Source organism: Hydrogenophaga sp. SNF1, assembly GCF_034421675.1.
In the GTDB taxonomy this organism is placed as follows: Bacteria; Pseudomonadota; Gammaproteobacteria; order Burkholderiales; family Burkholderiaceae_C; genus Hydrogenophaga; species Hydrogenophaga borbori.
Map to the genome: position 1 here is coordinate 4,150,856 of NZ_CP139793.1, position 25,832 is coordinate 4,176,687.

Sequence of the window (25,832 nt, forward strand, 5' to 3'; positions counted from 1 at the left end):
CGCGACGACTCCTCCACCCCCTGGGTCAACCCCCCGGGCGGGACCCCGCCGAGCCCGCCGAGGACGCCGCACTTGACCATCGTTCCGCTCCACGCCGACCGCGCCGCGCCCGACCCGTCCGAGGACTGGCCGGCGCAGTTGCGCCGCATCGCCGAACACCGGGACCCACAGGCCTTCGCCCGCCTGTTCCAGCATTTCGCCCCCCGCGTGAAGAGCTACCTGATGCGCACCGGCAGCAGCGACGACGCCGCCGAGGACCTGGCCCAGGAAGCCCTGGCCATGGTCTGGCGCAAGGCCGCGCTGTTCGACCCGGCGCAGGCCGCGGTGTCGACCTGGGTGTTCACCATCGCGCGCCACCTGCGCGTGGACGCCTCGCGCCGGCAGCGGCTGGACCTGGCAGGCGACGAATGCTTCGAGTTCGACCAGCTCCCGGCCGACGGCCCCGGGCTGGCCGAGCAGACCGACGCGCAGCGGCTGGCCCAGCGCGTGCGCGAGGCGCTGGAGCGGCTGCCCGCCGAGCAGGCGCAGGTGCTGCGCCTGTCCTATTACGAAGACGAGCCACACGCGCGCATCGCGACCGAACTCGGCCTGCCGCTGGGCACGGTCAAGTCGCGCATCCGGCTGGCCGTGGCCCAGTTGCGCAAGCTGCTCGACGCCTGAGGCCCCCAAACGATTCCTTTGCCGAACCCGACCATGGACGCCCCCGAGATTCACCACCACCCCAGCGACGAGCTGCTGCTGTCGTATGCCGCGGTCGGCCTGCCGATCGGGGCGCGGCTGGTGGTGGCCACCCACCTGGAACTCTGCGCCGCCTGCCGCCAGCGCGTGGCGGCGCTGCGCGCCCTGGGCGGGGTGCTGCTGGATGAGCAGCCGCCCGCGCCGCTGCGGGAAGACGCGCTGGCGCGCGCCCTCGAGCGCATCGCGCGCATCGAGCCGCAGCCGCCCGTTCCCACGCTGGGCGAGCGGGCGCCGCGCCAGCCCAGCGCGCCGCCCCCGCTGCCCCTGGGCGCCGTGTGGCCACGCGCCCTGGCCGATTGCAGCGCCACCCGCTGGCGCTGGCTGGGGCCGGGCATGCGCTGGAGCCGCGTGAACGTGCCCGACGCGCCCGAGGCCAACGTCTTCCTGCTGCGCATCGGCGCCGGCAAGTACCTGCCCCGCCACACCCACCGCGGCACCGAGCTGACGCAGATCCTCTACGGCCACTTCCACGACGGGCGCGCCCTGTTCGGCCCGGGCGACTTCGACCTCGCCGATGCCGATGTCCACCACCAGCCGGTGGTGCAGGACGGCGGCGAGTGCATCTGCCTCGCCTCGGTCGACGGCCGGCTGGCCTTCGACGGGTTCATCGCCCGTTGGCTGGGCGGGCTCGTCGGCATGTAGCCAGGGTGAACCGGGCGACCAGGCCCGAGGCCGTGCCGCTGATGAAGGCGCCCCAGGCGAGGTCCGCCAGCGTCACGCGCCAGGGCCAGTCGCGCAGCGTGGCCTGGTTGGTGAGGTCGTAGGTCGCGTAGGCCAGGAGGCCGAACAGCGCCCCGCGGCCGAGCGCCACCCCCCAGCGGCCCGACGTCAGCGCGGGCGCCACGGCAAACACCAGCAGGCCGGTGATGTACAAGGCATAGAACAGGCCGGCGGCCGTCCAGTCCACGGTGCCGGACAACAGGTGGCCGATGGCGGGCTGGTACAGAGCGGTGTGCATGCTGCTCAGCCAGACCGCGTCCAGCGCGAGGAACACCAGCGCGGTGAGCGCATAGGCCAGCGGCCAGCGCCAGGCCGGCGCGGCACCGCTCGAGACCGTCGCGGCCGGGGCGTGCGAAGTCGTGTGTGGCATGGGGGTCTCCGCCAAGCAATGAATGAACAGGCTTCAGGGCAATCGGTAGCTCAGCAGCCGATCGCCCCGGACCAGGGCGTCGAGGCCGATCCAGCGGCCGCTGGAGCGCTCCAGCCACAGCGTCAGCGTCTGGCGCGTCGCGGCGGGCGCGGGCGCGGTGGCGATGAGCCGCCAGCGCACGGCCGGCACCTCGCGCCCGTTCACCGCCAGCGGCGCATCGGCCAAGCGCTCGAAACGCACCGCGTCGAGCTGGCCGGTCTGCGGGTTGAGCAGCTGCGTCTGGCGCGTCAGCGCGGCGTTCCAGTAGGCGTAGCTCATGAGGCAGGCGGGCCGCACCGGCCCGCCCGCGCCGGCCGTGTCGTCGGGCCACTCGACCTGGCTGGCCTCGCCGCCGTCGTTGGTGCGCGCGCTGACCCCGTCCAGGCAATCGCCACGCCAGCGCTCGCGCGCCTCGTGGCGGTAGCGGTACAGCGGCACCCCCAGCAGGGTGACGTCCATGCGCGCCACGCTCTGCACCTCGCGCGCCTCGGGCGGTCCGCTCAGCTCGAAGCGGTGCGAGCCGATCGGCCGGCCGTCCAGCCGCACCTCGAAGGCCCAGACCTCGGCCCGCGCGGGCGCCGCCGCGGCCCCCGCCAGCAGCCAGGCCAGCGCCCACCCGCCCCAGGCCCTCACCGCGCGCCTCCGCGCCGGGGCGGCCAAGGGAAGAAGGCGCTGGTGCGCGCCACGTAGTCGCGGTAGGCGGGGCGGCGCTCGCCGATGTCCTTTTCCAGCAGGGTCACACCCGACACCCGCAGCAGCAGCACCGTCATCATCAGGGGAGAGACCAGGCACCAGGCGCCGGCCGCGCCGCCCGCCCCCAGCGCCATCAGGCCCAGGCCCCACCACACGCAGGCCTCGCCGAAGTAGTTGGGGTGGCGCGAGCAACGCCACAGGCCCCGGTCCATCACCTGGCCGCGGTTCGCGGGCTCGCGGCGAAAGCGCGCCAGCTGGGCGTCGGCCACGGTTTCCATCAGCAGGCCACCCAGGGCGAGCGCCGCGCCCGCCCAGTCCCACGGGCCCCAGGCCGCGCCAGCGCGCCCCATGGCCTCCAGCAGGGGCCAGCCGACCACCCAGCCCAGCAGCGCCTGCAGCAAGAACACCAGGTACAGGCTCTTGAGCGCGAAGCCGGGCCCGTGGCGCTCGCGCATGTCGCGGTAGCGGCGGTCTTCGCCGTGGCCCCAGTTGCGCCAGGTGATGAACACGCCCAGGCGCAGGGCCCAGGCGAGCGCGATGAACAGCATGACCAGGGCCCGCGCGTCGGCGCCGAGCCGCCAGGCATAGACCAGGGCGGGCGCCGCGACGAAGGCCGGCCAGACGCGGTCGGCGACGCTGGCGTCGCGCAGCACCAGGCTCGCCAGCCAGGTGGGCAGCGCGATCGCGACGGCGGTCAACAGACCCGCGGCCGCGGCAGCGAGCAGCGCGTGGTGGCCTTCCATGGGCTCAGCGCCGCGGCGCGAACAGGTAGTGGCTCACCCACCACTGCTGCCCCTGGTCGTAGCCGAACAGCTCTTCCACCGACAGCAGGAACAGCCGCCAGCGCTGCCACCACATCGGCGCCTGGCGCGCGCCGTAGACCGACTCGAACACCGGCCGCAGGGCCTCCCGATGGGCGTCCAGCCGCTCCAGCCAGGCCGCCGCGGTGCGCGCGTAGTGGCGCCCGTCCCAGCGCCAGCGCTCCAGCAGGGCCAGGTCGTCCTGGCACAGCAGGGCGAGGTCGTCGCTGGGCATCATGCCGCCCGAGAAAAAGTGGCGGCTCATCCAGTCGCTGGCGTCGCGGGCCTCGAAGGCGTATGGCGCTTCGCGGTGGACGAAGACGTGCATGAAGAAGCGGCCGTCGTCGCGCAGCCAGCGCGCCACCTTGGCGAAGGCCTGAGGCCAGTTGCGCAGGTGCTCGAACATTTCGACCGACACCACACGGTCGAACTGGCCGTCGTGCGCGCCGTCCTCGCCGAAGGCGTTGAAGTCGCAGGTGAGCACCCGCAGGTTGCCCAGCCCGCGCGCGCGCGCCTGGGCCTCGATGAAGGCGCGCTGAGAGGCCGAGTTCGACACCGCCAGGATGCTGGCGTTCGGGTAGTGCGCCGCCATCCACAGGCTGAGCGAGCCCCAGCCGCAACCCAGCTCCAGGATGCGCTGGCCGTCGGCCAGGCCGGCGCGCGCGGCCGTCTCGGCCAGCGCCGCCTCCTCGGCGGCTTCCAGCGAGGACACGCCCTCGGGCCACCAGCAGCAGCTGTACTTGCGCTGCGGGCCCAGCATGGCCTCGAACAGGGCGGGCGGCAACTCGTAGTGCTGCTCGTTCGCCTTGTCGGTGTGCAGCGCCAGGGGCGCGGCCCGCAGCGAGGCCAGGAAGGCCTGCGTCAGCGCGGCGGCGCCCTCGGGGTCCTGGTGGCGGGTTTCGTCCAGCCGCTCGCGCAGCAGGCGCCGGATGCCCAGGCGCAGGGCCGGCTCGGGCAGCCAGCCACGTTCGGCCCATTGCAGGGCCACGGAAGACAGATCGAGCGCCATGCGGGCCCCCATAAAGTGGCGAATGGCCCTTGTACGCGGGAGAACGCGCCGTGGATCAGCCGGGGGGAGCGCCGCCTCAGAGGTCGTCGTCCGGGTTGTCGCGCGCCAGCGGCGCCTCGCCCGCCAGCATGCCGTCGGCCAGGGCCTGCACGTGCGCCACCATGGCGTCCAGCGCCCGCCGCTGCTCGGGCGACAGGCCCCGCACCAGCGCGTGGTTGATGGCCGCGATGCGCGGGAAGATGTCGTCGTGCACCCGGCGCCCCGCCTCGCTCAGGAAGATCTGCACCTCGCGCCGGTCGTGCGGCTTGGGCCGGCGCTCGATCAGCCCCTTGCCCGCCAGCGAGGTCAGGGTGCGCGAGGTGCGCGCCCGGTCCAGCATGGCCCGCTCGGCCAGCGCCGAGGACAGCACGCCCTCGTTCTCGGCCAGGAAGGACAGCACGCGCCACTCGCGCCGCGTCATGCCGTGCCGCTCCTCGCACATCCGCACCACCGTGCGCCCGGCCGTGATGTGGATGCGGTACAGGCGGTAAAGCAGGAAGTCGGCCTGGCGCTCGGGGTGCAGCAGCCGGTCGCTCCCGGGAGGGGTGGAGGACATCAGGGTAAACCCGTAGAACGGTTGATTTCTGCAATCGATTGTGAATCCCTAGCATGGCCGGCTCCAAGCGGGACCACCCGCACGCCGACCACCACCACCACCGGAGACACACCATGAGCTTCAGCCGCCGCCTGATCCACGCCAGCCTGCTCGCCGCCCTCGCCCTGGGCGGCGGCGCCTTCGCGCAGGACAAGACCCCGCTGAAGATCGTGGTGGGCTTTCCGCCCGGGGGTTCGGCCGACACCCTGGCCCGCCTGCTCGGCGAGCACCTGCGCGACCAGTACGCGCCCATCGTGGTGGAGAACAAGCCCGGCGCGGGCGGGCGCATCGCGCTCAACCTCGTCAAGCGCGCCGAGCCCGACGGCCACACCGTGATCGTGCTGCCCAGTGGCCCCATGGTGCTGTTCCCGCACGTCTACAAGAAGCTGGACTACGACGCGGTGAAGGACTTCAGCCCGGTCTCGCTGATCGCCAACTTCCAGTTCGGCGTGGTGGCCGGCCCCGCCAGCAAGGCCAAGACCGTGGGCGAGATGGTGCAGGCCGCCAAGGCGCAGCCGGGCGTGGCCTCCTACGGCACGCCCGGCCTGGGCACGCTGCCGCACTTCATGGGCGTGCTGTTCGAGCAGCAGGTGGGCGCCAAGCTCAACCACGTGCCCTTCCAGGGCGGCGGCCCGGCCAACACCGCGCTGCTGGGCGGCCACATCGACTACAAGTTCGACGTCGTCTCCGAAACCGCCGAGCTGCACCGCACGAACAAGGTGCGCATCCTGGCCGTGACCGGCGCGCAGCGCGACCCGCAGGTGCCCGAGGTGCCCACGCTCAAGGAAAGCGGCATCGACATGGTGGCCACCGCCTGGTTCGCCATGTACGGCCCCGCGAACATGAACCCCGCCGCGCGCGACCGCCTGTCCAAGGCCGTGGCCGCCGCGGTGAAGACGCCCGCCCTGCGCGAGCGCCTGCTCGGCCTGGGCTACGACGCCGTGGGCTCCACGCCCGCCGAACTGGCCGCCGCGCAGGCGGCCGACCTCAAGCGCTGGGAGGCCCCGATCAAGGCCACCGGCATCCAGCTCGACTGAGCACCCGCCTTGTCCGAAGGAGTTTTTTCATGACCGTTCGCCGCCGCGCGCTGTTGGGCCTCGCCCTCGCCGCCGCCCTCGCCACCCCCGCCCTGCACGCCCAGACGGCCTGGCCCGCCCAGACCGTGCGCTTCGTCACCAACTTCCCCGCGGGCGGCCCGGCGGACATCCTGGCGCGCTCGGTCTCCCAGGGGCTGCACGAGCGGTTCAAGCAGAACTTCGTGGTGGACAACAAGCCCGGCGCGGCCGGCAACATCGGCGCGGCCGACGCCGCCAAGGCCGCGCCCGACGGCAACACCCTGCTGTTCGGCATCGACACCACCTTCACCATCAATCCGCACCTCTACCCCAACCAGGGCTTCAAGGCCGCGGACCTCAAGCCCGTGATCGTCATGGCCTCCTCGGGCCTGCTGATCGGCGTGCACCCTTCCACCGGCCTGAAGACCCTGCCCCAGCTGGTGGAGCAGAGCCGGTCGAAGCACTTCAACTTCAGCTCGGCCGGCAGCGGCAGCCCGGGCCACCTGGCGGTGGAGGTGTTCGCCGAGGCCACCCGGCACCGGCTCACCCACGTTCCCTACCGCGGCAACACGCCAGCCGTCACCGCCGTGCTCGCGGGCGAGGTGGACGGCGGCGCGCTGGCCACGCCGGGCATGCTGCCGCACGTGAAGGCCGGCAAGATCACCGCCCTGGCCGTCACCAGCCGCCAGCGCTCGGCGCTCGCGCCCGAGATCCCCACCGTGGGCGAGCTCGGCTTCAAAGGCCTGGAGCAGGAGGTGCTCTACGTGGTGATGGCCCCCGCCGCCACGCCCGACGCCCTGGTGCAGCAGATCGGCAAGGCCATCGCCGAGACGCTGCAACGCCCCGACGTCAAGGCCCGCATGAACGGCCTGGACCTGTTCTACGAAGGCCTCACCGGCGCCGCCGCCAGCCAGCGCCTGGCCGACCTGAACGCGCGCTACGGCGCGATCGTGAAGGCCACCGGCATGAAAGTGGAATGATCACGACATGAACCGCCCCAACATCATCTACATCGTCTGCGACGACCTCGGCTACGCCGACCTCGGCTGCTACGGCGGCCGCGAAGCCGGCTTCGGCCGCGTCTCACCGAACATCGACGCGCTGGCCGCCGGTGGCCTGAAGTTCACCGAGGGCTATTCCAACTCGCCGGTGTGCTCGCCCACGCGCTTCGCGCTGATGACCATGCGCTACCAGTACCGGCTGCGTGGCGCGGCCGAAGAGCCCATCAACAGCAAGGCGCGCAAGAGCCAGACCCTGGGCCTGCCGCCCGAGCACCCCACCCTGCCCTCGCTGCTGCGCGGCGCGGGCTACCGCACGGCGCTGATTGGCAAGTGGCACCTGGGCTACCCGCCGGCCTTCGGGCCGCTGCGCTCGGGCTACGAGGAATTCTTTGGTCCCATGGCCGGCGGCGTGGACTACTTCACCCACTGCGCCAGCACCGGCGACCACGACCTGTGGTTCGGCGAAGAGGAAAAGGCCGAGGAGGGCTACCTCACCGACCTGCTGAGCCGGCGCGCCGTGGACTACGTCGACCGCATGGCCGAAGGCGCCCAGGGCGGCACGCCCTTCATGCTGAGCCTGCACTACACCGCGCCGCACTGGCCCTGGGAAACGCGCGACGACGCCCACATCGCGCCCGAGCTGGCGAAGAACCTGTTCCACCTGCACGGTGGCAACGTGGAGAGCTACCGCCGCATGATCCACCACATGGACGAAGGCATCGGCTGGATCATGGACGCGCTCAAGCGGCACGGCCTGGCCGAGAACACCATCGTCGTCTTCACCAGCGACAACGGCGGCGAGCGCTTCTCGGACAACTGGCCCCTGGTGGGCGGCAAGATGGACCTCACCGAGGGCGGCATCCGCGTGCCCTGGATCGTGCACTGGCCCGCGCAGGTGCCGGCCGGCGGCAGCACCGCGCAGCACGGCATGAGCATGGACTTCTCGCGCACCCTGCTGGACGCCGCTGGCGTGGCGCCCGACGCCGCCTGCGCGCCCGACGGCGTGTCGCTGCTGCCCGTGTGGCGCGACGCCGGCGCGCGCATCGAGCGCCCCATGCACTGGCGCATGAACCACCGCGGCCAGCGCGCGCTGCGCGAAGGCGACTGGAAGTACCTGCGCGTGGACGGCAACGACTACCTCTTCAACATCGCCCAGGACGCGCGCGAGCGCGCCAACCTGGCGCCGCGCGAGCCCGACCGCCTGGCCGCCATGCGCGAACGCTGGGAGGCCTGGAACGCCAGCATGCCGCCGATCCCCGAGGACGCGACGGTGAGCCTGGGCTACTCCTACAAGGACATGCCTCAGCGCTGATCGGCCGGCGCGCGCCGGCCGGCCAGCGCCACGTGCTGGATCCAGCCGATCAGCTCGCGCGCGGCCGGCGTCAGCGGCAGGTCGTGGCGGCGCAGCACGCAGATCGTCGGGCTGGGCATGGCCTCGCGCACCGGCACGATGCACAGCGACTCGCGAAAGGCGTTCATCTCGAACAGGGTGCGCGGCATGGTCGAGAGCATGCGCGAATGCGTCACCACGCCCGGCAGGGCGAGGAAGGACTCGCACACCATGCCCAGCCGCGGCTCGCCCAGGCCAGCGCGCGCGAACACCTCGTCGATGACCGCCCCCGGTCCGCCCGGCGCGCTCGACAGCACCCACTGGCAGTCGCGCAGCTCGGCCACGCTGGTGGCCTGCGCCAGCGGATGCTCGCGCTGCGCGACGATCACGATGTCGCTCTGGTAGAGCGGCTCGGCCACGATGTCGCTCTGCACCTCCTGCCGATGCGCGGGCGTGATCGCGAAGTCCAGCGTGCCCTCGCGCAGCGCGGGCGTGACGCCGGGGTACAGGCCGTCGCGCACCGACAGCACCACGCCGGGGTACTTGGCCGAGAAGCTGGCCAGGGCCTGGGGCAGCACCGCCAGCGCGATCGCCGGCGAGGTGGAGAAGCGCACCTGCCCCTCCCACAGCCCGCGCATCTGCGCGATCTCTTCCTGCGCGTGCTGGCTCTCCGACACGATGAGGTGCGCGTGCCGCATGAACGCCTGGCCGAAGCGCGTGAAGCTCACCCCCTGCTTGCTGCGCGCCAGCAAGGGCGCCTGCAGTTCCGCCTCGAGCTGCTGGATCGCCGCCGTGAGCGCGGGCTGCGACATGTGCATGCGCGCGGCGGCGGCGCGAATGCTGCCCAGCTCCTCGATGCCGATCAGCGCTTGCAGGGTCTGCAGTTTCATGGGGTCCAGGGTTTCTACGGAGATCGGGTTTGCGGATCATAGGTCGGCAAAAGCGATTTGGTGCCGATCACGAACCCTCCCTAGCATCGCCCCCACCCTCTCCCCACACGAACGACAGGAGACAACATGAGCTTCCTCCAGCGGCGCCGCTTTCTGCTGCGCACCACCCTCGCCGCGGCCACCGGCCTGCTCATCGCCGGCCTGGCGCACGCGCAGGCCAAGTACCCCAGCAAGCCCATCGAGGTGGTGGTGCCCTGGCCCGCCGGCACCTCGGCCGACGTCGGCATGCGCACCGTCTCGCAGGCCCTGAGCAAGCAGCTGCGCGTGCCGGTGCAGGTGATCAACAAGCCGGGCGGCCAGGCGGTCATCGGCACCGCCGAGTTCGTGAAGGCCGCGCCCGACGGCTACACCCTGGGCTCGATCAACATCGGACCGGCCGTCTCGCAGGTGATCGCCGGCAACGCGCCCTACGCCATGACCGACATGGCGCCCATCGGCATCTACAACGTGCTGCCCTTCGTGGTGGCCGCCAAGGCCGACGCGCCCTTCAAGACCATGAAGGAGCTGGCCGCGCACGCCAAGGGCAAGGAAGTGATCTTGGGCAACTTCGGTCCGGGCGCCGTGCCCACGCAAAGCGTGGTGCGCATGTCCGGCATCGACGGCTGGAAGCCCAAGCTGGTCTCCTACCCCTCGCCGGGCTACACCCAGCTCAATGCGGGCGACGCCGACGTGGTGACGGTCGAGTCGATCAACATCATGGGACAGGTCAAGGCCGGCAACGCGCGCGTGCTGGTGGCCATGACGCCCAAGCGCCTGCCCGCCTTCCCCGAAGTGCCGACCGCCAAGGAGCTGGGCTATGGCTTCGACGTGTCGATCTGGACCGGCCTGTTCGCGCCCAAGGGCACACCGCCCGAGATCATCCAGACGCTGGCCAAGGCGCTCGACGCCGCGCTGCAAGACCCCCTGGTGAAGGCCTACGCCGAGAAGTCGGGCACGCTGTTCGAGCACCTCTCGCCCGAGCAGACCAGCGCGCTGATGCAGCAGGACGCGGCCTGGCTGCGCCCGGTCATGGAATCGCTGGGCCTGGTGAAGAAGTGAGCGCGCAATGAGCCTGCCGGGCGCCGTGGCGCGATCCCTTTCGGTGGTCCTGGGCCTCATGGCCGGGGCCATCGCCCTGAACCTGCCGGCGCTGGTGAACGGCACGGAGCTGGCCGCGCACTGGTACGAATCCGCTGGCGCCTTTCCGCTGCTGGCGGCCGGGCTGATCCTGCTCGGCGCGCTGGCCCACCTGCTGCGCCTGCGCCAGCGCGGCGACGCGGCCCTGGGCGACGAGGAAGTGGAGACCGGTGAAGGCCGCCTCGGCGTGGCGCTGGCCGGGCTCGCGCTCTTCGTGCTGCTGGTGCCCGCCGTGCTGCTGCTGGGCTTCGCCCCGGGCGTGGCGCTGTTCCTGCTCGCCGCCTGCCGCGGCGCCGGCCTGCCCTGGCGCGCCTCGGCGCTGTTCGCCGTGATCGCGGCCACGGTGCTGCAGCTGGTCTTCGTCGAGCTGTTCCACGTCTGGTTCCCCGAGCCCTGGGTCGAACCCTGGATCACAGGGTGGCTGGCATGAGCTGGTTCGAACCCTTCATGGGCTTTGCGGGGCTGGCCCACCCGGCCGTGCTGCTGGCCGTGGCCGTGGGCGCCCTCACCGGCGTGGTGATCGGCGTGCTGCCCGGCATCGGCCCGGGCGTGGCCATCGCGGTGATGCTGCCGCTGACCTATGGCATGAACCCGCTGGCCGGCATCACGCTGCTGCTGGGCATCTACGTCGGCGCGTACTACGGCGGCGCGGTCACCTCCATCCTGATCCGCACGCCGGGCGAGGCCTCGTCCATCATGACCATGTTCGACGGCGCGCCCATGGCCGAGCGCGGCGAGGCCGAGCGCGCGCTGTCGCTGGCCTTCGCCTCGGCCTTCGTCGGCGGCATCGTGAGCGCGCTGGTGCTGGCCTTCGTCGCCGCGCCGGTCTCGCAGTTCACCAGCCGCTTCGGCGCGGCCGAGAACTTCATGGCCGCGCTGCTGGCCATGATCTTCATCGCCCGCGCCTATGAGCGCCAGATCGGCGGGGCGGTGATGATGATCGGCCTGGGCCTGCTCATCGGCACGGTCGGCATCGACCCCACCTCCAACGAGCAGCGCTTCACCTTCGGACTCACCGCGCTGCAGACCGGCCTGCCCCTGGTGCCGGTGGTGATCGGCCTGTTCGGCGTGGCGCAGGCCCTGGTGCTGCTGTCCAGTCCGCCCGGCGAGCGCACGGCGGAGCCCATGGCCGCCTTCGGCAAGCCGCGGCTGGAGCATTTCCTGGAGCCGCTGCGCTACCCGCGCACCCTGCTGCGTTCGCTGGGCATCGGCACGGCCATCGGCATCCTGCCCGGCGTGGGCTCGGCGCTGTCGACCACCATGTCGTACTTCGCTGCGCGCCGCGCCGCGAAACAGCCCGAGAGCTTCGGCCAGGGCAACCCCGAGGGCATCGTCGCCGCCGAGACCGCCAACAACGCCAACAGCGGCGGCGCCATGCTGACCGTGCTCACCCTGGGCATTCCCGGCGACGCCATCACCGCCATCATCATGGGCGTGTTCATCGTGCACGGCATCGTGCCGGGCCCCACGCTGTTCGCCGACCAACCCGAGCTGGTCTACGGCATCTTCGCCGCGCTGGTGTCGATCAACATCGCCACCCTGCTCCTGCTGCTGGTGCTGGCGCGGCCGTTCGCGCGGCTCAGCCGGCTCGACCCGCGCTGGCTGGGCGCGGCGATCCTGGCCCTGTGCTTCACCGGCGCCTACTCCACCAGCAGCTCCATGTACGGCGTGTGGGTCGCGCTCGGCGCGGGCGTGCTCGGCTGGGCCTGCGCCCTGGGCCGCCTGCCGGTGATCCCGCTGGTGCTGGGCCTGGTGCTGGGCGACATCCTGGAGTCGACGCTGCGCCAGTCGCTCAGCGTCTCCTCCGGGTCCTGGTCCATTTTCTTCACGCGACCGATCGCCGCCGCGCTGCTGGCCGCCTGCGCGCTGGCCGTTCTTCAGCCCCTGGTGCGCGGTCTGCGGCTGCACCGGCGAGCGCGCGAGACGCGCGAGCAAGCCTCTTCGTAAAACGTTTTGGAGCGAGACATGTTCATCCGCAACGCCTGGTACGTCGCCGCCTGGGACATCGAAGTGCCCCCCGAGGGCCTGTTCGAACGCACCCTGCTCAACGAGCCCGTGCTGCTGTACCGCGACAGCCAGGGCCGCGCCGTGGCCCTGGAGAACCGCTGCTGCCACCGCGCCGCCCCGCTGCACCTGGGCCGCAAGGAAGGCGACTGCGTGCGCTGCCTGTACCACGGGCTGAAGTTCGACCCCTCGGGCGCCTGCGTGGAGATCCCGGGCCAGGCCCAGATCCCGCCCAAGACCTGCGTGCGCAGCTACCCCGTGGTGGAGCGCAACCGCCTGGTGTGGATCTGGATGGGCGACCCGGCCCTGGCCAAGGCGGAGGACATCGTCGACTGCTTCTGGCACGACTCGCCCGAGTGGCGCATGAAGCCCGGCTACATCCACTACCAGGCCGACTACCGGCTGATCGTGGACAACCTGCTGGACTTCACCCACCTGGCCTGGGTACACCCCACCACGCTGGGCACCAGCAGCGCGGCCGACCTCAAACCGCGCATCGAACGCGACACCGCGGGCAACGGCAGCCTCACCATCACGCGCTGGTACCTCGACGACGAGATGCCCAACCTGCACAAGCGCGTGGCCCGGTTCGAGGGCAAGGTCGACCGCTGGCAGATCTACCAGTGGACGCCGCCGGCCGTGCTGCGCATGGACGCCGGCTCCGCGCCCGCGGGCAGCGGCGCGCCGCAGGGCACGCGCGTGCCCGAGGCCTTGCAGTTCCGCCACACCTCGATCCAGACCCCCGAGACCGAACACACCAGCCACTACTGGTTCTGCCAGGCGCGCAACTTCGAGCTCGACAACGACGCCATGACCGAGCAGATCTACCGCGACGTGGTGGTGGCCTTCGAGGAAGACCGCGCCATGATCGAGGCGCAGCAGAAGGTCATGCGCCAGGCGCCGGACCGGCCGCTGGTGCCGATCGCCGCCGACGCCGGCCTGAACCAGGCGCGCTGGCTGATCGATCGACTGGTGAAAGCCGAAGCGGGCTCGCAGGCATGAACGGCGGCACCGAGGTCGTGGTCAGCGCGGTGCGCCCGCTCGCCCGCGACGTGCTCGCGATCGAGCTCAGCCACCGCGGCGGCGCGGCCCTGCCCGGCGCAGCGCCGGGCGCGCACATCGACCTGGCGCTGCCCAACGGGCTGACGCGCCAGTACTCGCTGGTCAACGCGCAGGGCGCCGAGCGCCAGCCCAACTACCTGGTGGCGGTGGGCCGAGACGCCCACAGCCGCGGCGGCTCCTCGTGGATCCACGACCAGCTGCGCACCGGGCAGGCGCTGCGTGTGAGCGCCCCGCGCAACCTGTTCGCCATGGACCCGGCGCACCGCCGCGTGCTGCTGGTGGCCGGCGGCATCGGCGTCACGCCCATCGTCGCCATGGCGCGGCACTGCGCGGCGCAGGGCCTGGACTGGGAACTGCTCGCCTGCGCGCGCAGCGCCTCGCGCCTGGCCTACCTCGACGAACTCAAGGCCCTGGCGGGCCCGCGCCTGCGCACCCACTTCGACGACGAACAGGGCGGACCGATCGACGCCGCGCCGCTGCTCGCCGACGCGCGCTGGGACGGCCTCTACGCCTGCGGCCCCGCGCCCATGCTCGACGCGCTGGCGCGCGCCAGCGCGCACTGGCCCGCGGGCTCGGTGCGCATGGAGCGCTTCAAGGCCAGCGACGTCGAGGGCGGCGACGAACGCCGCGGCTTCGCCCTGCGGCTGTCGCGCAGCGGGCTGCAAACCACGGTGGCCCCGAACGAAAGCGTGCTCGACGCCCTGGAGCGGCTGGGCGTGGAGCACCCCTTCGCCTGCCGCGAGGGCCTGTGCGGCACCTGCGAGGCGCCCCTGCTCGAAGGCGAGGCCCTGCACCTGGACAGCGTGCTCTCGCCCGAGGAGCGCGCGGCCCAGCGGCGGATGCTGGTTTGTGTTTCGCGATGCGCCGGCGACCGGCTGGTGCTCGACATCTAGAGGAAATCCATGCAACTCAACGACAAAGTCGCCATCGTCACGGGTGGCGCTTCAGGCTTCGGTGCGTCCATCGCGCGCCTGCTCAGCCAGCGCGGCGCCGCGGTGATGATCGCCGACCTCAACCTCGATGGTGCCGAACGGGTGGCCGAGGAGATCCGCGCCGCCGGCGGCCGCGCCGGCGCCACGGCCTGCGACGTCGCCAGCGAGCAGGCCTTCCGCGGCATGGTGGCGCGCACCCGCGACACCCTGGGCGGGCTGCACATCATGGTGAACAACGCCGGCACCACGCACCGCAACAAGCCCGCGCTGGACGTGAGCGAGGAAGAGTTCGACCGCGTCTACCGCGTCAACCTCAAGAGCCTGTTCTGGTCGGCCCACGCGGTGCTGCCGGGCTTCGTGTCGCAGGGCGGCGGCACCATCGTCAACGTGGCCTCCACCACCGGTGTGCGGCCCGGCCCCGGGCTCACCTGGTACAGCGGCAGCAAGGCCGCGATGATCAACCTCACCAAGGGCCTGGCGCTGGAGTTCGCGCGCTCGGGCGTGCGCGTCAACGCGGTCAACCCCATGATCGGCGAGACCGCGATGCTGGGCGACTTCATGGGCGCCGAGGACACGCCGCAGAACCGCGAGCGCTTCCTGGCGCGCATTCCCCTGGGCCGCTTCACGCGCCCCGGCGACGTGGCCTCGGCCGTGGCCTTCCTGGCCTCCGACGAGGCCGCCTACCTCACCGGCGTCTGCCTGGACGTGGACGGGGGGCGCAACATATGAGCGCTCCCCAGCACCACCACGCCTACCGCTGTCCCGAGCTGCTGATCGCCGGCGCGTGGCGCCGCGGCGGCGGCGAACGCCGCCAGACCATCGTCAATCCGGCCGATGGCCAGACCCTCGACGAGCTCGCGCTGGCCAGCGCGAAGGACCTGCAGGACACCCTGCGGGCCAGCGCCGAGGGTTTCGAGCTCTGGCGCCGCGTGCCGGCCCACCAGCGCGGCGAGCGCCTGGCGCGCGGCGTGGCGCGGCTGCGCGAGCGCTGCGAACACATCGCCACGCTGCTCACGCTGGAGCAGGGCAAGCCGCTGGCCGAGGCGCGCGCCGAGTGCCTGATGGCCGCCGACCTCATCCAGTGGTACGCCGAGGAAGCGCGGCGCGTGTACGGCCGCGTGGTCCCCGCGCGCCAGCCCGACAGCCGCATGACGGTGCTCAAGCAGCCGGTGGGTCCCGTCGCGGCCTTCTCGCCCTGGAACTTCCCCTTGGTGCTGTCGGCGCGCAAGCTCGGCGGCGCGCTCGCGGCCGGCTGCTCCATCGTCCTCAAGGGCGCCGAGGAGACGCCGGCGAGCGTGGCGGCCATGGTGGCCTGCCTGGCCGAGGAACTGCCGCCCGGCGCGCTGCAGCTGGTCTATGGCGTGCCTGCCGAGGTCTCCGAGACGCTGATCGCCTCGCCGGTCATCCGCAAGCTGAGCTTCACCGGCTCGGTGCCCGTGGGCCGCCACCTGGCGCAGCTCGCGGGCCGCCACCTCAAGCGCATCACCCTGGAGCTGGGGGGTCACGCGCCGGTCATCGTCTGCGAAGACGCGGACCTCGCGCGCGCGGTGCCGCTGATGGTGGCGCACAAGTTCCGCAACGCCGGCCAGGCCTGCCTGGCGCCCACGCGCTTCTACGTGGCGCGCCGGCTCTATGGCGACTTCATCGACGCCTTCGCGCAGGCCAGCCGCGCCCTGGTGCTGGGCCCGGGCCTGGCGCCCGGCACGCAGATGGGGCCGCTGGCCAACCAGCGCCGACGCGCGGCCGTGCTCGACCTGATCGAGCGCAGCGTGCAGCGCGGCGCGCGCCGCCTCGCGAGCGAGGCGCCGGCGGGCGGCTGCTTCGTCGCGCCCACGCTGCTGGCCGACGCGCCGCAGGACTTGCCGGCCATGCAGGACGAGCCCTTTGGCCCGGTGGCCTGCGTGGCGCCCTTCGACCAGCTCGATGAGGCCATCGCCCGGGCCAATGACAACGCCTACGGCCTTGCCGGCTACCTGTTCACCGACAGCGCCAAGGCCATCCTGAAGGTGTCGGAGCGGCTGGAGGTGGGCAGCCTGGCGATCAACGGCCTGGGCGTGTCCGTGCCCGAAGCGCCGTTCGGCGGCGTGAAGGACAGCGGCCACGGCAGCGAGTCGGGCATCGAAGGCATGGAGGCCTACCTGGACACGCGCTTCACGCACTTCGTGGCCTGAGGCCGGTCGGGCGCGGCGGGAGGGCGCGCGGTCGCGCCGCCGATAATCGCCGGCTCCGGCCTCCCGTTCCCGTCGACCGACCGCCCCATGCCGCGCCTGCACCGTTTCCTGCCCTTCCTGCAGTGGCCCCGTCCCGACGGCGCGCTGCTTCGCAACGAGGCGCTCGCCGGCCTCACCGTCGGCCTGATGGTGGTGCCGCAGGGCGTGGCCTACGCCGCGCTGGCCGGCATGCCGCTGGTCACCGGCATCTACGCCGCGCTGCTGCCGGCGCTCATCGCGGTGCTGTTCTCGGCCTCGCCACGGCTGTCGGTGGGGCCCACGGCGCTCACCTGCCTGCTGGTGGGCTCCTCGCTCGCGCCGCTGGCCACGCCGGGCAGCGCCGAATGGGTGCAGCTCGCGGTGTGGCTGGCCCTGCTGTCGGGCGTCCTGCAGGTGCTGCTGGGCCTGGTGCGCTACGGCTGGCTGCTCAACCTGGTGAACTCGCCGGTGCTCATGGCCTTCACCCAGGCGGCGGCGGTGCTGATCATCGCCTCGCAGCTGCCCGCGCTCACCGGCTTCGACAACATGGACGCCCTGCTCGCGGGCCGCGGCTGGCACCTGCAGGCCTTCGCCTTCGGCCTGGGCGCGCTGGCGCTGCTGGTCGGCGCGCGCCGGCTGCGCCCGGGCTTTCCCTCGGTGCTGGTGCTGGTGCTGGTCAGCGCGGGCCTGAGCCGGCTGCTGGGCTTCGAGGCCCAGGGCGGTCCGGTCATCGGCACGCTGCCGCAGGGCCTGCCCGCCCTCTTCCTGCCCGGCTGGCCGGGCTGGGAGACCCTGGGTGCGCTGGTGCTGCCCACGCTCATGATCACGCTGGTGAGCTTCCTGGAGACGGCCAGCAGCGCCAAGGTGGACAGCGGCCAGCGCGGCTCGCGCTGGGACCAGGACCAGGACCTCATCGGCCAGGGCCTGGCCAAGCTGGCCTCGGGCCTCACCGGCGCCATGCCCACCAGTTCCTCGTTCTCGCGCTCGGCGCTCAACCTGTACGCGGGCGCGCAAACCGCCTGGGCCACGGTGTTCTCGGTGGCGGTGGTGCTGCTGGCGCTGCTGCTGGCCATGCCGCTGCTGCACCACGTGCCGCTGGCGGTACTGGCGGCCATCGTGGTGCTGCCGGTGTGGGGCCTGATCAAGCCGCGCGCCTTCGTTCACCTGTGGCGCCTGTCGCGCGTGGAAGCGCTGATCGCCGGCGCCACCTTCGCCATCACGCTGCTGGCCGCGCCCCGCCTGTACTGGGGCGTGCTGGCCGGCGTGGTGATGGCGCTGACGCTGTTCCTCTACCTGCGCCTGCACCCGCGCATCATCGAGGTCGGCCTGCACCCCGACGGCAGCCTGCGCGACCGCCACCTGTGGCAGCTGCCACCGCTGGCCCCGCGCCTGTACGCGCTGCGCATGGACGCCGCGCTCGACTTCGCCACCGCCAGCGCCCTGGAGCGCGCCGTGGCCGACCACCTGCAGCAGCAGCCCGATACCACGCACGTGATGCTGGTCGCGCACCCCATCAACTGGATCGACGCCACCGGTGCCGAGGCCTTCGGTCGACTGCGCGAACAGCTCGACGACCGCCGCGTGCACCTGCACCTGGTGGGCGTGAAGCTGCCGGTGGAGCGCGTGCTGCGCACCGCCGGGCACCTGCACGAGAACGAGCGCCTGCACCTGTACCGCACCGAGGCGGAGGCGCTGCAGGCCATCGCGCAGGGCGCCACCGCCGAGCCCCAGGCCGCCCCCCGGGACTGACGCGACCCTGTCGGTCGGCTCAAGACCGGCGCGGTCGCGCCGAAAAGGCTGTTGGTCGTACATTCCCCAACAGCCCGGTGTTCACGCCCGCGCGGAGAGACGGTTGAACCTCAGTTCCGGTTCCCAGGAGACTCCAGACGAGTTCGCGCAACTCGACGCGTTCGCCCTGCTCGTGCAGGGCGCGCTGCTGCGCTACGACTTTGACGCCCGGGGCCAGGGATCGCTGGTGTACATCAGCGAGGGCTGCACCGAACTCTGGGGCGTGGACGCCGCCACCATCCTGGCCCACGAGGCGGTGATCTGGCTCATGGCGCCGCGCGAGCAGCGCCGCCTGCTGCGCAGCGGCTTTCGCGAGGCCACGCGGCGCGGCACGCCCTGGGCGCACGAGTGGCGCATCGTCGACGCGCGGGGCCACCACAAGTGGCTGCGCGGCATGGGCAAGCCGCGTCCCCAGCCCGACGGCCGCGTGCACTGGACCGTGCTGGTGAGCGACGTGACCGACAGCGTGCGGGCGCGCTCGCTCGACCTGGCCAGCGACGACCGTTTCCGCCGCATCTTCGACAGCATCCCCAACATCGCCGTGCAGGCCTACGGGCCCGACATGATCGTGCGCTACTGGAACAAGGGCTCCGAGCACGTCTACGGCTACCGCGCCGACGAGGCCATCGGCCGCAGCATGCTGGAGCTGGTGATCCCGCCCGCGCTGCGCGGCAGCTTCGACCGCAACCACCAGCGCACGCTGGACGGGCGCGCCACGCTCAACACCGGCGTGCACTGGCTGCTGCGCCAGGACGGCTCCCCGGTGGAGGTGCAGTGCAGCGAGATCATCACCGAGCACCCCGAGCGCGGCGTCGAGATCTTCTGCATCGACTTCGACCTCACCGAGCGCCGCCGGGCCGAGGACCAGCGCCTGGCGCTGGAGGCCCAACTGCGCGAGTCGCAGAAGCTGGAGGCGCTGGGCACGCTGGCCGGTGGCGTGGCGCACGACTTCAACAACATCCTCGCGGCCATCCTGGGCAACGCGCGCCTGGCGCTGGACGACGCCCGCGAAGCGCCCGCCGTGGCCGAAAGCGTGGGCGAAATCCTCAAGGCCGGCGCGCGCGCCAAGGACCTGGTGCGCCGCATCCTGGCCTTCAGCCGCCGCCAGGCCTTGCAGCGGCGCGTGATGCCGCTGCAAGCGGTGGTGGACGAATCGGTGCGCCTGCTGCGCGCCACCATCCCCAAGGGCGTGGAGCTGAGCGTGCGCTGCGACCCCGACACCCCCCCGGTGCTGGCCGACCCGACGCAACTGCAGCAGGTGCTGCTCAACCTCTGCACCAACGCCTGGCAGGCCATGCCCGAGCGCTCGCGCGGGCGGCTGGAGATCGAGCTGCGGCCGCACGCCGGCCCGCCGCCTCTGCCGGTGGCCGGTGTGCTGGCGCAGGGCCCCACGCAGGACTGGCCCGCGCTCGGCGTGCACCTGAGCGTGCGCGACAACGGCATGGGCATGGACGAGGCCACCCTGGCCCACCTGTTCGAGCCCTTCTTCACCACCAAGCCGCCGGGCGAAGGCACGGGCCTGGGCCTGGCGGTGGTGCACGGCATCCTGCGCGACCACCAAGCCGTGGTGCAGGTGCGCAGCCGCCCGGGCGAGGGCACGCGCTTCGACCTGTACTTCCGCGCGGTGGCCGCGCCCGTGGACGGCGGCGAACCGGCGGCGGCGCCCGAGGACCGCCGCGCGACACCGGCCGTGCGCGGCGCGCGCATCCTGTATGTCGACGACGACGAGCTCATCGCCGACCTCATGCAACGCCTGCTGCGCCGCGCGGGGCACGAGCCGCGCGTCTTCACCAGTCCGATCGAGGCCCTGCGCGCGGTGCGCAGCGGCGAGGTGGACTACGAGCTGGCGATCCTGGACCACTCCATGCCCGGCATGAACGGCGTGGAGCTGGTGCGCGCGCTGCGCGCGCACCAGCCCGGCGCGGCGATGGCCATCACCTCGGGCTACCTCAGCACCGAGCTGCGCCGCGAGGCCGCGGCCGCCGGCATCACCGAGCTGATCGACAAGCCCAACACCGGCGAGGACCTGCTGGCGGCGATCGACCGGCTGGTGCAGCGCCTGCGCCAGCCCTGCACGCCCGGCTGAGCGCGCCGGCCGGGCCCCTCAGGCCGAGGTGCCGTTGAGCAGGCGGCGCGCGGTGGCGAAATCCAGGCCGTCGATGGCCGCGGCCAGGGCGGCCACGCGCGCGGCGCCGAAGTGAACCTCCAGCGCGGCGCGGCAGGCCTCGAAGGTCTCCACACCGTCGAGGTCCTGCGTCGCCAGCTGCTCGGCCAGCCGCTCCAGCTGCGCGGTCAGCGCCGGTGCGTCGGCATCGGGACCGGGCGTCGCCAACGGTGCCGGGCGCGGGGCCTCGGCCGGCACGGCCGCCCGCAGGGCCTCGAAGGCGGCGCGCACGGCGGCCAGCGCCGGGCCGGCGGGCGCGGGCTCGCCGCCGGGCGCCAATGAGGTCTCCAAGGCGGTCGCGGCGCGCGACAGGGCCATGGCGCCCAGCACGCCCGCGCTGCCGCGCAAGCGGTGGGCCCGGGCCCGCCAGGCCACGCGCGCCCCGCTGTCCCAGCGGTCGGCGGCCTCGGGCGGCAGCGCCGCCCAGTCGCCGTGTTCGGCCAGCAGGCGCGCGAGCAGGCGCTGGAACAGCGACAGATCGCCGCCGAGCTGGCGCCGCGCGGCCCCCGCATCAATGCCCTCGATGGTCGGCCAGTCTCCGGCGGGCGTTCGCGGCGCCACGGGGCCGGGCGCCGCGGGCACCCGTCGCGGCACCGCCGGCGCATGCGCCGTCGAGGCCCCGCGCGCCGAGGCGGCGCGGCGCACCGCCTCGATCAGTTCCTCGGGGTCGATCGGCTTGGCCAGGAAGTTGCTGAAACCCGCCTGCAGCGCGCGGCGGCGCTCGTCGGCCAGCGCGCCGGCCGTCAGCGCGATCACCGGCAGGTCCACCAGGCGCAGCTCGTTGCGGATGCGGTTGGTGGCCTCCAGGCCATCCATCACGGGCATCTGCACGTCCATCAGCACCACGTCGAAGGCGGCGGGCGAGGCGCGCAGCCAGCCCAGGGCCTGTTCGCCGTCGCCGCAGGTCTGCACGCGCGCGCCCTGGCGCTCCAGCATGCGCCGCGCGATGTCCAGGTTGATCTCGCTGTCGTCCACCAGCAGCACGGCCAGGCCCGCCAGGCCGCTCGAGTCGCTGGCCGCGGGGGGCGGCGCGGGCAGCGGCAGGTCCGAGGCCTTGGCCGGGCGCAGCGCCACGCGCAGCCAGAACTCGCTGCCCTGGCCGGGCTCGCTGTTCAGGCCCACCTCCCCGCCCATGAGCGCGACCAGCCGGCGCACGATGGACAGGCCCAGGCCGGTGCCGCCGAAGCGCCGCGTGGTGGTTTCGTCGGCCTGGGTGAAGGGCTGGAACAGCCGCGCCTGCACCTCGGGCGGGATGCCGATGCCGCTGTCGCGCACGCTCAGGCGCAGCTGCGGCCCCCCGCCGCCACTCAGCACCTCGGCGCTGATGACCACGCCGCCCTGCTGGGTGAACTTGATCGCGTTGCCCACCAGGTTGACCAGCGCCTGGCGCAGCCGCGCGGCATCGCCCATCACGTAGGCCGGCATGTCCTGCGGCACGAACAGCGACAGCGACAGGCCCTTCTCGCGCGCCGGCAGCGCGTAGACCGATTCCACCTCGCGCAGCAGGCCGCCCAGGGCGAAGGCCTCGTCGGCCAGGCGCATCTCGCCGGCCTCGATCTTGGCCAGGTCGAGCACGTCGTTGACGATGCCCAGCAGCGAGCGGCCCGCCGTCTGCGCGTTCTCCAGCAGGGCGCGCTGGGTGGCGTCGAGCGGCGTGTCGCCCAGCAAGTGGGCCACGCCCAGCACGGCATTGAGCGGGGTGCGGATCTCGTGGCTCATGTTGGCCAGAAAGGCGCTCTTGCTCTGGCTGGCCGCTTCGGCCGCGCGCGTGGCCTCGCGCAGGCTTTGCTCGATGGCCTTGCTTTCGCTGATGTCCTGCGAGGTACCGTACATCCACTCGGGCGCGCCGTCCTCGTTGCGCGTCTGCACCTGGCCGCGGTCGAGCACCCAGACCCAGTGCCCGTCGGCGTGGCGCATGCGCACCTCGCATTCGTAGAAGGGCAATTCGCCATCGATGTGCCGCCGCAGGCGCTCGCGCGCCAGCTTCAGGTCCTCGGGGTGCACATGGTCCCGCCAGGCCCGCACGTGGCTGGGCCTCAGCACGTCGTAGTCGTGGCCCAGCATCTGGGCCCAGCGCTCGTTGAAGCGCGCATCGCCGGTCAGCATGTTCCATTCCCAGGTGCCGGCGTTGGTGCCCTGCAGGATGCTCTGCAGCCGCAAGCGCTCGGTGGCCTGCAGCGTGAGCGCGGACTCCAGCTCGCGCCGGTTGCGGTTGCGCTCGGTCACGTCGTCGACGACGGCGTACCAGCCATGCACCATGCCGTCGCGCGCGTCGGGCAGGTAGGTCAGCCGCAGCTCGCGCGGCTCGCCGGTGGCGGGCGTGCGCACCGTGACCTCGAAGGTCTGCTGGCGGCCGTCGAGCACGGCCTCGATGCGCGGCTGCAGGCGGGCGTAGGTGGCCTCGTCGAGGGTGTCCTTCACGCGCAGGCCCACCATCGTGCCGCCCTCGGGCTGGCGCCAGTGCAGATTGGCGCGGTTGGCCGCGCGGTTGACCTGGTCGCGGTCCCAGTAGCTGATCATGGACGGCACGGCGTCGAGCACGGTGCGCAGGAAGCGCTCGGTGTCTTCCAGCGAGCGCGTGCGCTCGGCGACACGGTCTTCGAGGCGGGCGTTGAGCTCGGCGGCCTGGCGGTGGCGGCGGCGCAGGTTCAGCCACAGCCCGTGCAGCGCGGCCATCAGCAGCGTGCCCAATGCGCCGGTCCAGGCCAGGCTGCGCGGCGACGGCAGGTGAAACTGCGAGGCAAACGACGGCCGGGCCTCGGTGTGGATCGCCCAGGAGCGGCCGAAGGGCACCCGCAGCAGGGCTTGCGAGAGCGCGCCGGCCGATGGCGCCTCGCCCAGCGCCGCCGTGCTGAAGAAGGGCTCGGCCAGTTCGGGCTCGGAGATGTCGGTCAGCGTGAGCGAGATCAGCTGCTCGCGCAGCGGCAGCCCGACGATCAGGTCATCGAGCACGATCGGCGCGTACACCCAGCCGTAGGCCGCGGCGTCGCGTGCCTCGGGGCCGTCGTTCGGCATGCCCCGGCGAAACACCGGCAGCATCACCACGAAGGCACGCGCTCCTGGCGCTTGCACCAGCGTCGTCGGACGCGACATGAGGGGTCGGTTGCGCCGCACGGCCGCCACCGCGATGTCGCGGCGAAGGGGCTCCGCGGCGATGTCCAGGCCGACCGCCTGGTGGTTGCGCGACAGCGGCTCCACCAGCTCGATCACGATGCGCTCGCCCGGGTTCGGGTTCTGGCCGCGAATGGGCGTGTCCGCCACGCCCAGCTGTTGGCGCAGGCGAAGGTACGCGTCATCGGTGCCGGGCGGCAGGCGGCGCATGAAGCCAAAACCGCGCACGCCGGGAAATTCGCGCTCGAGGTCGCGCGAGCTCATGTAGGCGCGAAAGTCCGCCGCCGTCAGACCGCTCTCGCCCGCCTGCTCGGCCACACCACGCGCGCCGCGCAGGCCGTACTCCACCAGGGCGAGGCGGCCGGTGATCGCATCGGCCAGTTCGCGCGACTGCGCCTCGAACTGGGCGCGCACGTAGGCCTCGTTGGCCCGTTCGCGGTGGAGCACCGCCACGGCCGTGAGCACGGCCCCGCACAGCAGCGTGACGGCCACCCAGGGCCAGGAACGGCCGCCGCCGGCAAGCCCCATCGCTGCCATCAGAGCTTGAAGACGCGCACCGTCTCCGTGACGGTGCCGGCCTGTGCCGCCAGCGAGGCGGCCGACGCGGAAAGTTGTTCGACCATGGCCGCATTCTGCTGCGTCAGGCTGTCGAGCTGGGCCACGGCCGCATTGACCTGCGCCACGCCTTGGGATTGTTCGTTCGAGCCGGCGCTGATCTCGGCCACCAGTTCGCTCACGCGGCCGATGCTGCCGGCGCTCTCCTGCACGGTGGCCCGCGTCTCGCCCACCAGGCGGGCGCCCGCCGCCACCTGTTCCTGCGAGGCCTGGATCAGCGCCTTGATTTCCTTGGCCGAATCGCGCGCGCGCGCCGCCAGCGAGCGCACCTCGCCGGCCACCACGGCGAAGCCGCGGCCGTGCTCGCCGGCGCGCGCGGCCTCCACCGCCGCGTTGAGCGCGAGCAGGTTGGTCTGGAAGGAAATGCCGTCGATCACGCCGACGATCTCGGTGATGCGCTCGCTGGCGGCCTGGATGTCGGCCATGCGCCGCGCCACCGATTCGATGGCTTCGCCGCTGCGCTCGGCCTGGCCGCGCGGCCCGAGGACTCGGCGTTGGCCCGGATGGTGGCGGTTATCTGCTCCAGCGAGGCCGCGGTTTGCTGCAGGTTGCCGGCCTGGGCCTCGGTGCGCGCGCTCAGGTCGGCGCTGCCCGCGCTGATCTCGCGCGTGGCGTGGTGCATGCCCTCGACCTGGGTGCGCACGTCGCTCACCACGGCCTGCAGGTTCACGTTGAGCTGCGACAGGCCCCGGTGGATGCGCCCGATCAGGCCGTTGGCGGCGTCGGTGCTGCGCGTGGCCAGGTCGCCGGCGGCGAGCCGGTTGGCCGACTGCAGGATGCGGCCCAGCGGCCGGTCGCCCCGGCGCTGCAGCCAGACACCCGCCAGCAGCGCGGCCACGCTGGTCAGCCCGATGGCGGCGGCGTGGCTGGGCAGGTAGGCGCCCAGCAGCGCGCCGGCCGCCCCCATGGCCAGCAGCGACAGCAGGGTGCGCTGCGCGAACACCCAGCCCGCCGCACGGCCCAGGCGCGCCAGCGGCGCGCGGCGCCGCACTTCGCCGGCCGACAGCACGTGCACCGCGCGGCCGGCCGCCGCCTCCTCGCGCATGCGGGCGTACAGCGCCTCGGCCGCCTGCACCTGTTCGCGCGTGGGCTTGGTGCGCACCGACATGTAGCCCGTGATGCGCCCGGCGTCGATCACCGGTGTCACGTTGGCCAGCACCCAGTAGTGGTCGCCGTTCTTGCGGCGGTTCTTCACCAGGCCCGACCAGGGGTGGCCACCCTGCATCGTGGCCCACATGTCGCGGAAGGCCTCCTGCGGCATGTCGGGGTGGCGGATCATGTTGTGCGGCTGGCCGAGCAGTTCCTCGCGCTCATAGCCGCTCACCTCGACGAACGAGGGGTTGCAGTAAACGATGCGGCTCTTGAGGTCGGTGGTGGAGACCAGGGTCTGGCCTTCCTGCATCAGGTACTCACGCTGCGTGACGGGTCCGTTGTTGCGCATGGCGATCTCCAGAGGGGGATTCCCAGGCTTTCGGCGGGAGAACGGGGGACTTGTGCCAGGAAACCCTGATT

23 protein-coding genes are annotated in these 25,832 nt (G+C 72.6%); 14 read left to right on the forward strand and 9 right to left on the reverse strand.

Features of this window, described 5'->3' with window-relative positions:
- Positions 1-72 precede the first annotated feature (72 nt).
- Both SOM08_RS19855 and SOM08_RS19860 read left to right on the forward strand, forming a co-directional pair.
- Positions 73-660 carry a sigma-70 family RNA polymerase sigma factor gene (locus SOM08_RS19855; protein ID WP_245981063.1) on the forward strand — a complete coding sequence of 196 codons (588 nt, stop codon included), beginning with the start codon at positions 73-75 and terminating at the stop codon, positions 658-660.
- A gap of 33 nt (positions 661-693) precedes the next feature.
- Complete coding sequence (locus SOM08_RS19860; protein ID WP_116960323.1) at positions 694-1,380, forward strand: ChrR family anti-sigma-E factor; 687 nt, start codon at positions 694-696, stop codon at positions 1,378-1,380.
- Here SOM08_RS19860 and SOM08_RS19865 read toward each other — a convergent pair.
- The 5 genes from SOM08_RS19865 to SOM08_RS19885 all read right to left on the reverse strand — a co-directional run bounded on the left by SOM08_RS19865 (position 1,343) and on the right by SOM08_RS19885 (position 4,964).
- Positions 1,343-1,828, reverse strand: a complete 486-nt coding sequence (locus SOM08_RS19865; RefSeq protein ID WP_322469577.1) for a DUF2177 family protein — start codon at positions 1,826-1,828, stop codon at positions 1,343-1,345. The genes SOM08_RS19860 and SOM08_RS19865 overlap by 38 nt on opposite strands.
- Positions 1,829-1,861: 33 nt before the next feature.
- Positions 1,862-2,500, reverse strand: coding sequence for a DUF6134 family protein (locus SOM08_RS19870; RefSeq protein ID WP_147326262.1), 639 nt, complete (start codon positions 2,498-2,500; stop codon positions 1,862-1,864).
- Positions 2,497-3,303, reverse strand: coding sequence for a DUF1295 domain-containing protein (locus SOM08_RS19875; protein ID WP_116960320.1), 807 nt, complete (start codon positions 3,301-3,303; stop codon positions 2,497-2,499). Before SOM08_RS19875 ends, SOM08_RS19870 begins: the two co-directional genes overlap by 4 nt.
- 4 nt (positions 3,304-3,307) lie before the next feature.
- The gene (locus SOM08_RS19880) at positions 3,308-4,369 is read right to left on the reverse strand and encodes an SAM-dependent methyltransferase (protein ID WP_070399386.1); all 1,062 of its coding nucleotides are present in this window, start codon (positions 4,367-4,369) and stop codon (positions 3,308-3,310) included.
- Between the two features lie 76 nt (positions 4,370-4,445).
- Positions 4,446-4,964, reverse strand: coding sequence for a MarR family winged helix-turn-helix transcriptional regulator (locus SOM08_RS19885; RefSeq protein WP_116960319.1), 519 nt, complete (start codon positions 4,962-4,964; stop codon positions 4,446-4,448).
- A gap of 113 nt (positions 4,965-5,077) precedes the next feature.
- Between SOM08_RS19885 and SOM08_RS19890 the strand changes: the two genes are divergently transcribed.
- Genes SOM08_RS19890 through SOM08_RS19900 form a run of 3 tightly spaced genes read left to right on the forward strand, consistent with a single transcriptional unit; the run spans position 5,078 to position 8,371 of the window.
- Positions 5,078-6,040 carry a Bug family tripartite tricarboxylate transporter substrate binding protein gene (locus SOM08_RS19890; protein WP_116960318.1) on the forward strand — a complete coding sequence of 321 codons (963 nt, stop codon included), beginning with the start codon at positions 5,078-5,080 and terminating at the stop codon, positions 6,038-6,040.
- Between the two features lie 29 nt (positions 6,041-6,069).
- Positions 6,070-7,038 (forward strand): tripartite tricarboxylate transporter substrate binding protein, encoded by a 969-nt coding sequence (locus tag SOM08_RS19895; protein WP_322469578.1) that lies wholly within the window; start codon positions 6,070-6,072, stop codon positions 7,036-7,038.
- A gap of 7 nt (positions 7,039-7,045) precedes the next feature.
- Positions 7,046-8,371, forward strand: a complete 1,326-nt coding sequence (locus tag SOM08_RS19900) for a sulfatase (protein ID WP_116960316.1) — start codon at positions 7,046-7,048, stop codon at positions 8,369-8,371.
- Here SOM08_RS19900 and SOM08_RS19905 read toward each other — a convergent pair.
- Entirely contained in the window at positions 8,362-9,279 is a 918-nt protein-coding gene (locus SOM08_RS19905) for a LysR substrate-binding domain-containing protein (RefSeq protein ID WP_116960315.1), read from the reverse strand. The genes SOM08_RS19900 and SOM08_RS19905 overlap by 10 nt on opposite strands.
- Positions 9,280-9,405: 126 nt before the next feature.
- Here SOM08_RS19905 and SOM08_RS19910 point away from each other — a divergent pair, with 126 nt between their 5' ends.
- From SOM08_RS19910 to SOM08_RS19950, 9 genes are all read left to right on the forward strand, one after another.
- On the forward strand, positions 9,406-10,377 hold the full coding sequence (locus SOM08_RS19910; RefSeq protein WP_116960314.1) for a Bug family tripartite tricarboxylate transporter substrate binding protein: 972 nt from the start codon (positions 9,406-9,408) through the stop codon (positions 10,375-10,377).
- Positions 10,378-10,384: 7 nt separating this feature from the next.
- The gene (locus SOM08_RS19915) at positions 10,385-10,885 is read left to right on the forward strand and encodes a tripartite tricarboxylate transporter TctB family protein (protein ID WP_116960313.1); all 501 of its coding nucleotides are present in this window, start codon (positions 10,385-10,387) and stop codon (positions 10,883-10,885) included.
- A complete protein-coding gene (locus SOM08_RS19920; protein WP_322469579.1) occupies positions 10,882-12,402 on the forward strand; it encodes a tripartite tricarboxylate transporter permease in 1,521 nt (506 codons plus the stop codon). The genes SOM08_RS19915 and SOM08_RS19920 overlap by 4 nt, the downstream gene beginning before the upstream one ends.
- Positions 12,403-12,420: 18 nt before the next feature.
- Positions 12,421-13,461, forward strand: coding sequence for an aromatic ring-hydroxylating dioxygenase subunit alpha (locus SOM08_RS19925; protein ID WP_116960311.1), 1,041 nt, complete (start codon positions 12,421-12,423; stop codon positions 13,459-13,461).
- Positions 13,458-14,414 carry a PDR/VanB family oxidoreductase gene (locus SOM08_RS19930; protein ID WP_322469580.1) on the forward strand — a complete coding sequence of 319 codons (957 nt, stop codon included), beginning with the start codon at positions 13,458-13,460 and terminating at the stop codon, positions 14,412-14,414. The genes SOM08_RS19925 and SOM08_RS19930 overlap by 4 nt, the downstream gene beginning before the upstream one ends.
- A 9-nt stretch (positions 14,415-14,423) precedes the next feature.
- Positions 14,424-15,182, forward strand: a complete 759-nt coding sequence (locus SOM08_RS19935) for an SDR family oxidoreductase (protein ID WP_070399375.1) — start codon at positions 14,424-14,426, stop codon at positions 15,180-15,182.
- Positions 15,179-16,624: an NAD-dependent succinate-semialdehyde dehydrogenase gene (locus SOM08_RS19940; protein ID WP_116960309.1), complete on the forward strand. Its 1,446-nt coding sequence runs from the start codon at positions 15,179-15,181 to the stop codon at positions 16,622-16,624. Before SOM08_RS19935 ends, SOM08_RS19940 begins: the two co-directional genes overlap by 4 nt.
- Positions 16,625-16,711: 87 nt before the next feature.
- Positions 16,712-18,391: a SulP family inorganic anion transporter gene (locus tag SOM08_RS19945; RefSeq protein WP_116960308.1), complete on the forward strand. Its 1,680-nt coding sequence runs from the start codon at positions 16,712-16,714 to the stop codon at positions 18,389-18,391.
- 103 nt (positions 18,392-18,494) lie between these two features.
- Positions 18,495-20,516 carry an ATP-binding protein gene (locus tag SOM08_RS19950; protein ID WP_322469581.1) on the forward strand — a complete coding sequence of 674 codons (2,022 nt, stop codon included), beginning with the start codon at positions 18,495-18,497 and terminating at the stop codon, positions 20,514-20,516.
- An 18-nt stretch (positions 20,517-20,534) separates the two neighbouring features.
- Here SOM08_RS19950 and SOM08_RS19955 read toward each other — a convergent pair whose 3' ends face one another.
- Genes SOM08_RS19955 through SOM08_RS19965 form a run of 3 tightly spaced genes read right to left on the reverse strand, consistent with a single transcriptional unit; the run spans position 20,535 to position 25,761 of the window.
- Positions 20,535-24,242 carry a CHASE domain-containing protein gene (locus SOM08_RS19955; protein WP_322469582.1) on the reverse strand — a complete coding sequence of 1,236 codons (3,708 nt, stop codon included), beginning with the start codon at positions 24,240-24,242 and terminating at the stop codon, positions 20,535-20,537.
- Complete coding sequence (locus SOM08_RS19960; protein ID WP_322469583.1) at positions 24,242-24,745, reverse strand: methyl-accepting chemotaxis protein; 504 nt, start codon at positions 24,743-24,745, stop codon at positions 24,242-24,244. The genes SOM08_RS19955 and SOM08_RS19960 overlap by 1 nt, the downstream gene beginning before the upstream one ends.
- Positions 24,694-25,761 carry a methyl-accepting chemotaxis protein gene (locus SOM08_RS19965; RefSeq protein ID WP_322469584.1) on the reverse strand — a complete coding sequence of 356 codons (1,068 nt, stop codon included), beginning with the start codon at positions 25,759-25,761 and terminating at the stop codon, positions 24,694-24,696. The genes SOM08_RS19960 and SOM08_RS19965 overlap by 52 nt, the downstream gene beginning before the upstream one ends.
- Positions 25,762-25,832 lie beyond the last annotated feature (71 nt).

Bases quoted from the DNA above. Each gene is read 5' to 3' on its own strand.
- SOM08_RS19940 (WP_116960309.1), top strand. From the start codon at position 15,179: ATGAGCGCTCCCCAGCACCACCACGCCTACCGCTGTCCCGAGCTGCTG.
- SOM08_RS19895 (WP_322469578.1), top strand. From the start codon at position 6,070: ATGACCGTTCGCCGCCGCGCGCTGTTGGGCCTCGCCCTCGCCGCCGCC.
- SOM08_RS19935 (WP_070399375.1), top strand. From the start codon at position 14,424: ATGCAACTCAACGACAAAGTCGCCATCGTCACGGGTGGCGCTTCAGGC.
- SOM08_RS19920 (WP_322469579.1), top strand. From the start codon at position 10,882: ATGAGCTGGTTCGAACCCTTCATGGGCTTTGCGGGGCTGGCCCACCCG.
- SOM08_RS19860 (WP_116960323.1), top strand. From the start codon at position 694: ATGGACGCCCCCGAGATTCACCACCACCCCAGCGACGAGCTGCTGCTG.
- SOM08_RS19885 (WP_116960319.1), bottom strand. From the start codon at position 4,964: ATGTCCTCCACCCCTCCCGGGAGCGACCGGCTGCTGCACCCCGAGCGC.
- SOM08_RS19900 (WP_116960316.1), top strand. From the start codon at position 7,046: ATGAACCGCCCCAACATCATCTACATCGTCTGCGACGACCTCGGCTAC.
- SOM08_RS19915 (WP_116960313.1), top strand. From the start codon at position 10,385: ATGAGCCTGCCGGGCGCCGTGGCGCGATCCCTTTCGGTGGTCCTGGGC.
- SOM08_RS19945 (WP_116960308.1), top strand. From the start codon at position 16,712: ATGCCGCGCCTGCACCGTTTCCTGCCCTTCCTGCAGTGGCCCCGTCCC.
- SOM08_RS19930 (WP_322469580.1), top strand. From the start codon at position 13,458: ATGAACGGCGGCACCGAGGTCGTGGTCAGCGCGGTGCGCCCGCTCGCC.
- SOM08_RS19910 (WP_116960314.1), top strand. From the start codon at position 9,406: ATGAGCTTCCTCCAGCGGCGCCGCTTTCTGCTGCGCACCACCCTCGCC.
- SOM08_RS19955 (WP_322469582.1), bottom strand. From the start codon at position 24,242: ATGGCAGCGATGGGGCTTGCCGGCGGCGGCCGTTCCTGGCCCTGGGTG.
- SOM08_RS19880 (WP_070399386.1), bottom strand. From the start codon at position 4,369: ATGGCGCTCGATCTGTCTTCCGTGGCCCTGCAATGGGCCGAACGTGGC.
- SOM08_RS19905 (WP_116960315.1), bottom strand. From the start codon at position 9,279: ATGAAACTGCAGACCCTGCAAGCGCTGATCGGCATCGAGGAGCTGGGC.
- SOM08_RS19875 (WP_116960320.1), bottom strand. From the start codon at position 3,303: ATGGAAGGCCACCACGCGCTGCTCGCTGCCGCGGCCGCGGGTCTGTTG.
- SOM08_RS19960 (WP_322469583.1), bottom strand. From the start codon at position 24,745: ATGGCCGACATCCAGGCCGCCAGCGAGCGCATCACCGAGATCGTCGGC.
- SOM08_RS19865 (WP_322469577.1), bottom strand. From the start codon at position 1,828: ATGCCACACACGACTTCGCACGCCCCGGCCGCGACGGTCTCGAGCGGT.
- SOM08_RS19965 (WP_322469584.1), bottom strand. From the start codon at position 25,761: ATGCGCAACAACGGACCCGTCACGCAGCGTGAGTACCTGATGCAGGAA.
- SOM08_RS19890 (WP_116960318.1), top strand. From the start codon at position 5,078: ATGAGCTTCAGCCGCCGCCTGATCCACGCCAGCCTGCTCGCCGCCCTC.
- SOM08_RS19925 (WP_116960311.1), top strand. From the start codon at position 12,421: ATGTTCATCCGCAACGCCTGGTACGTCGCCGCCTGGGACATCGAAGTG.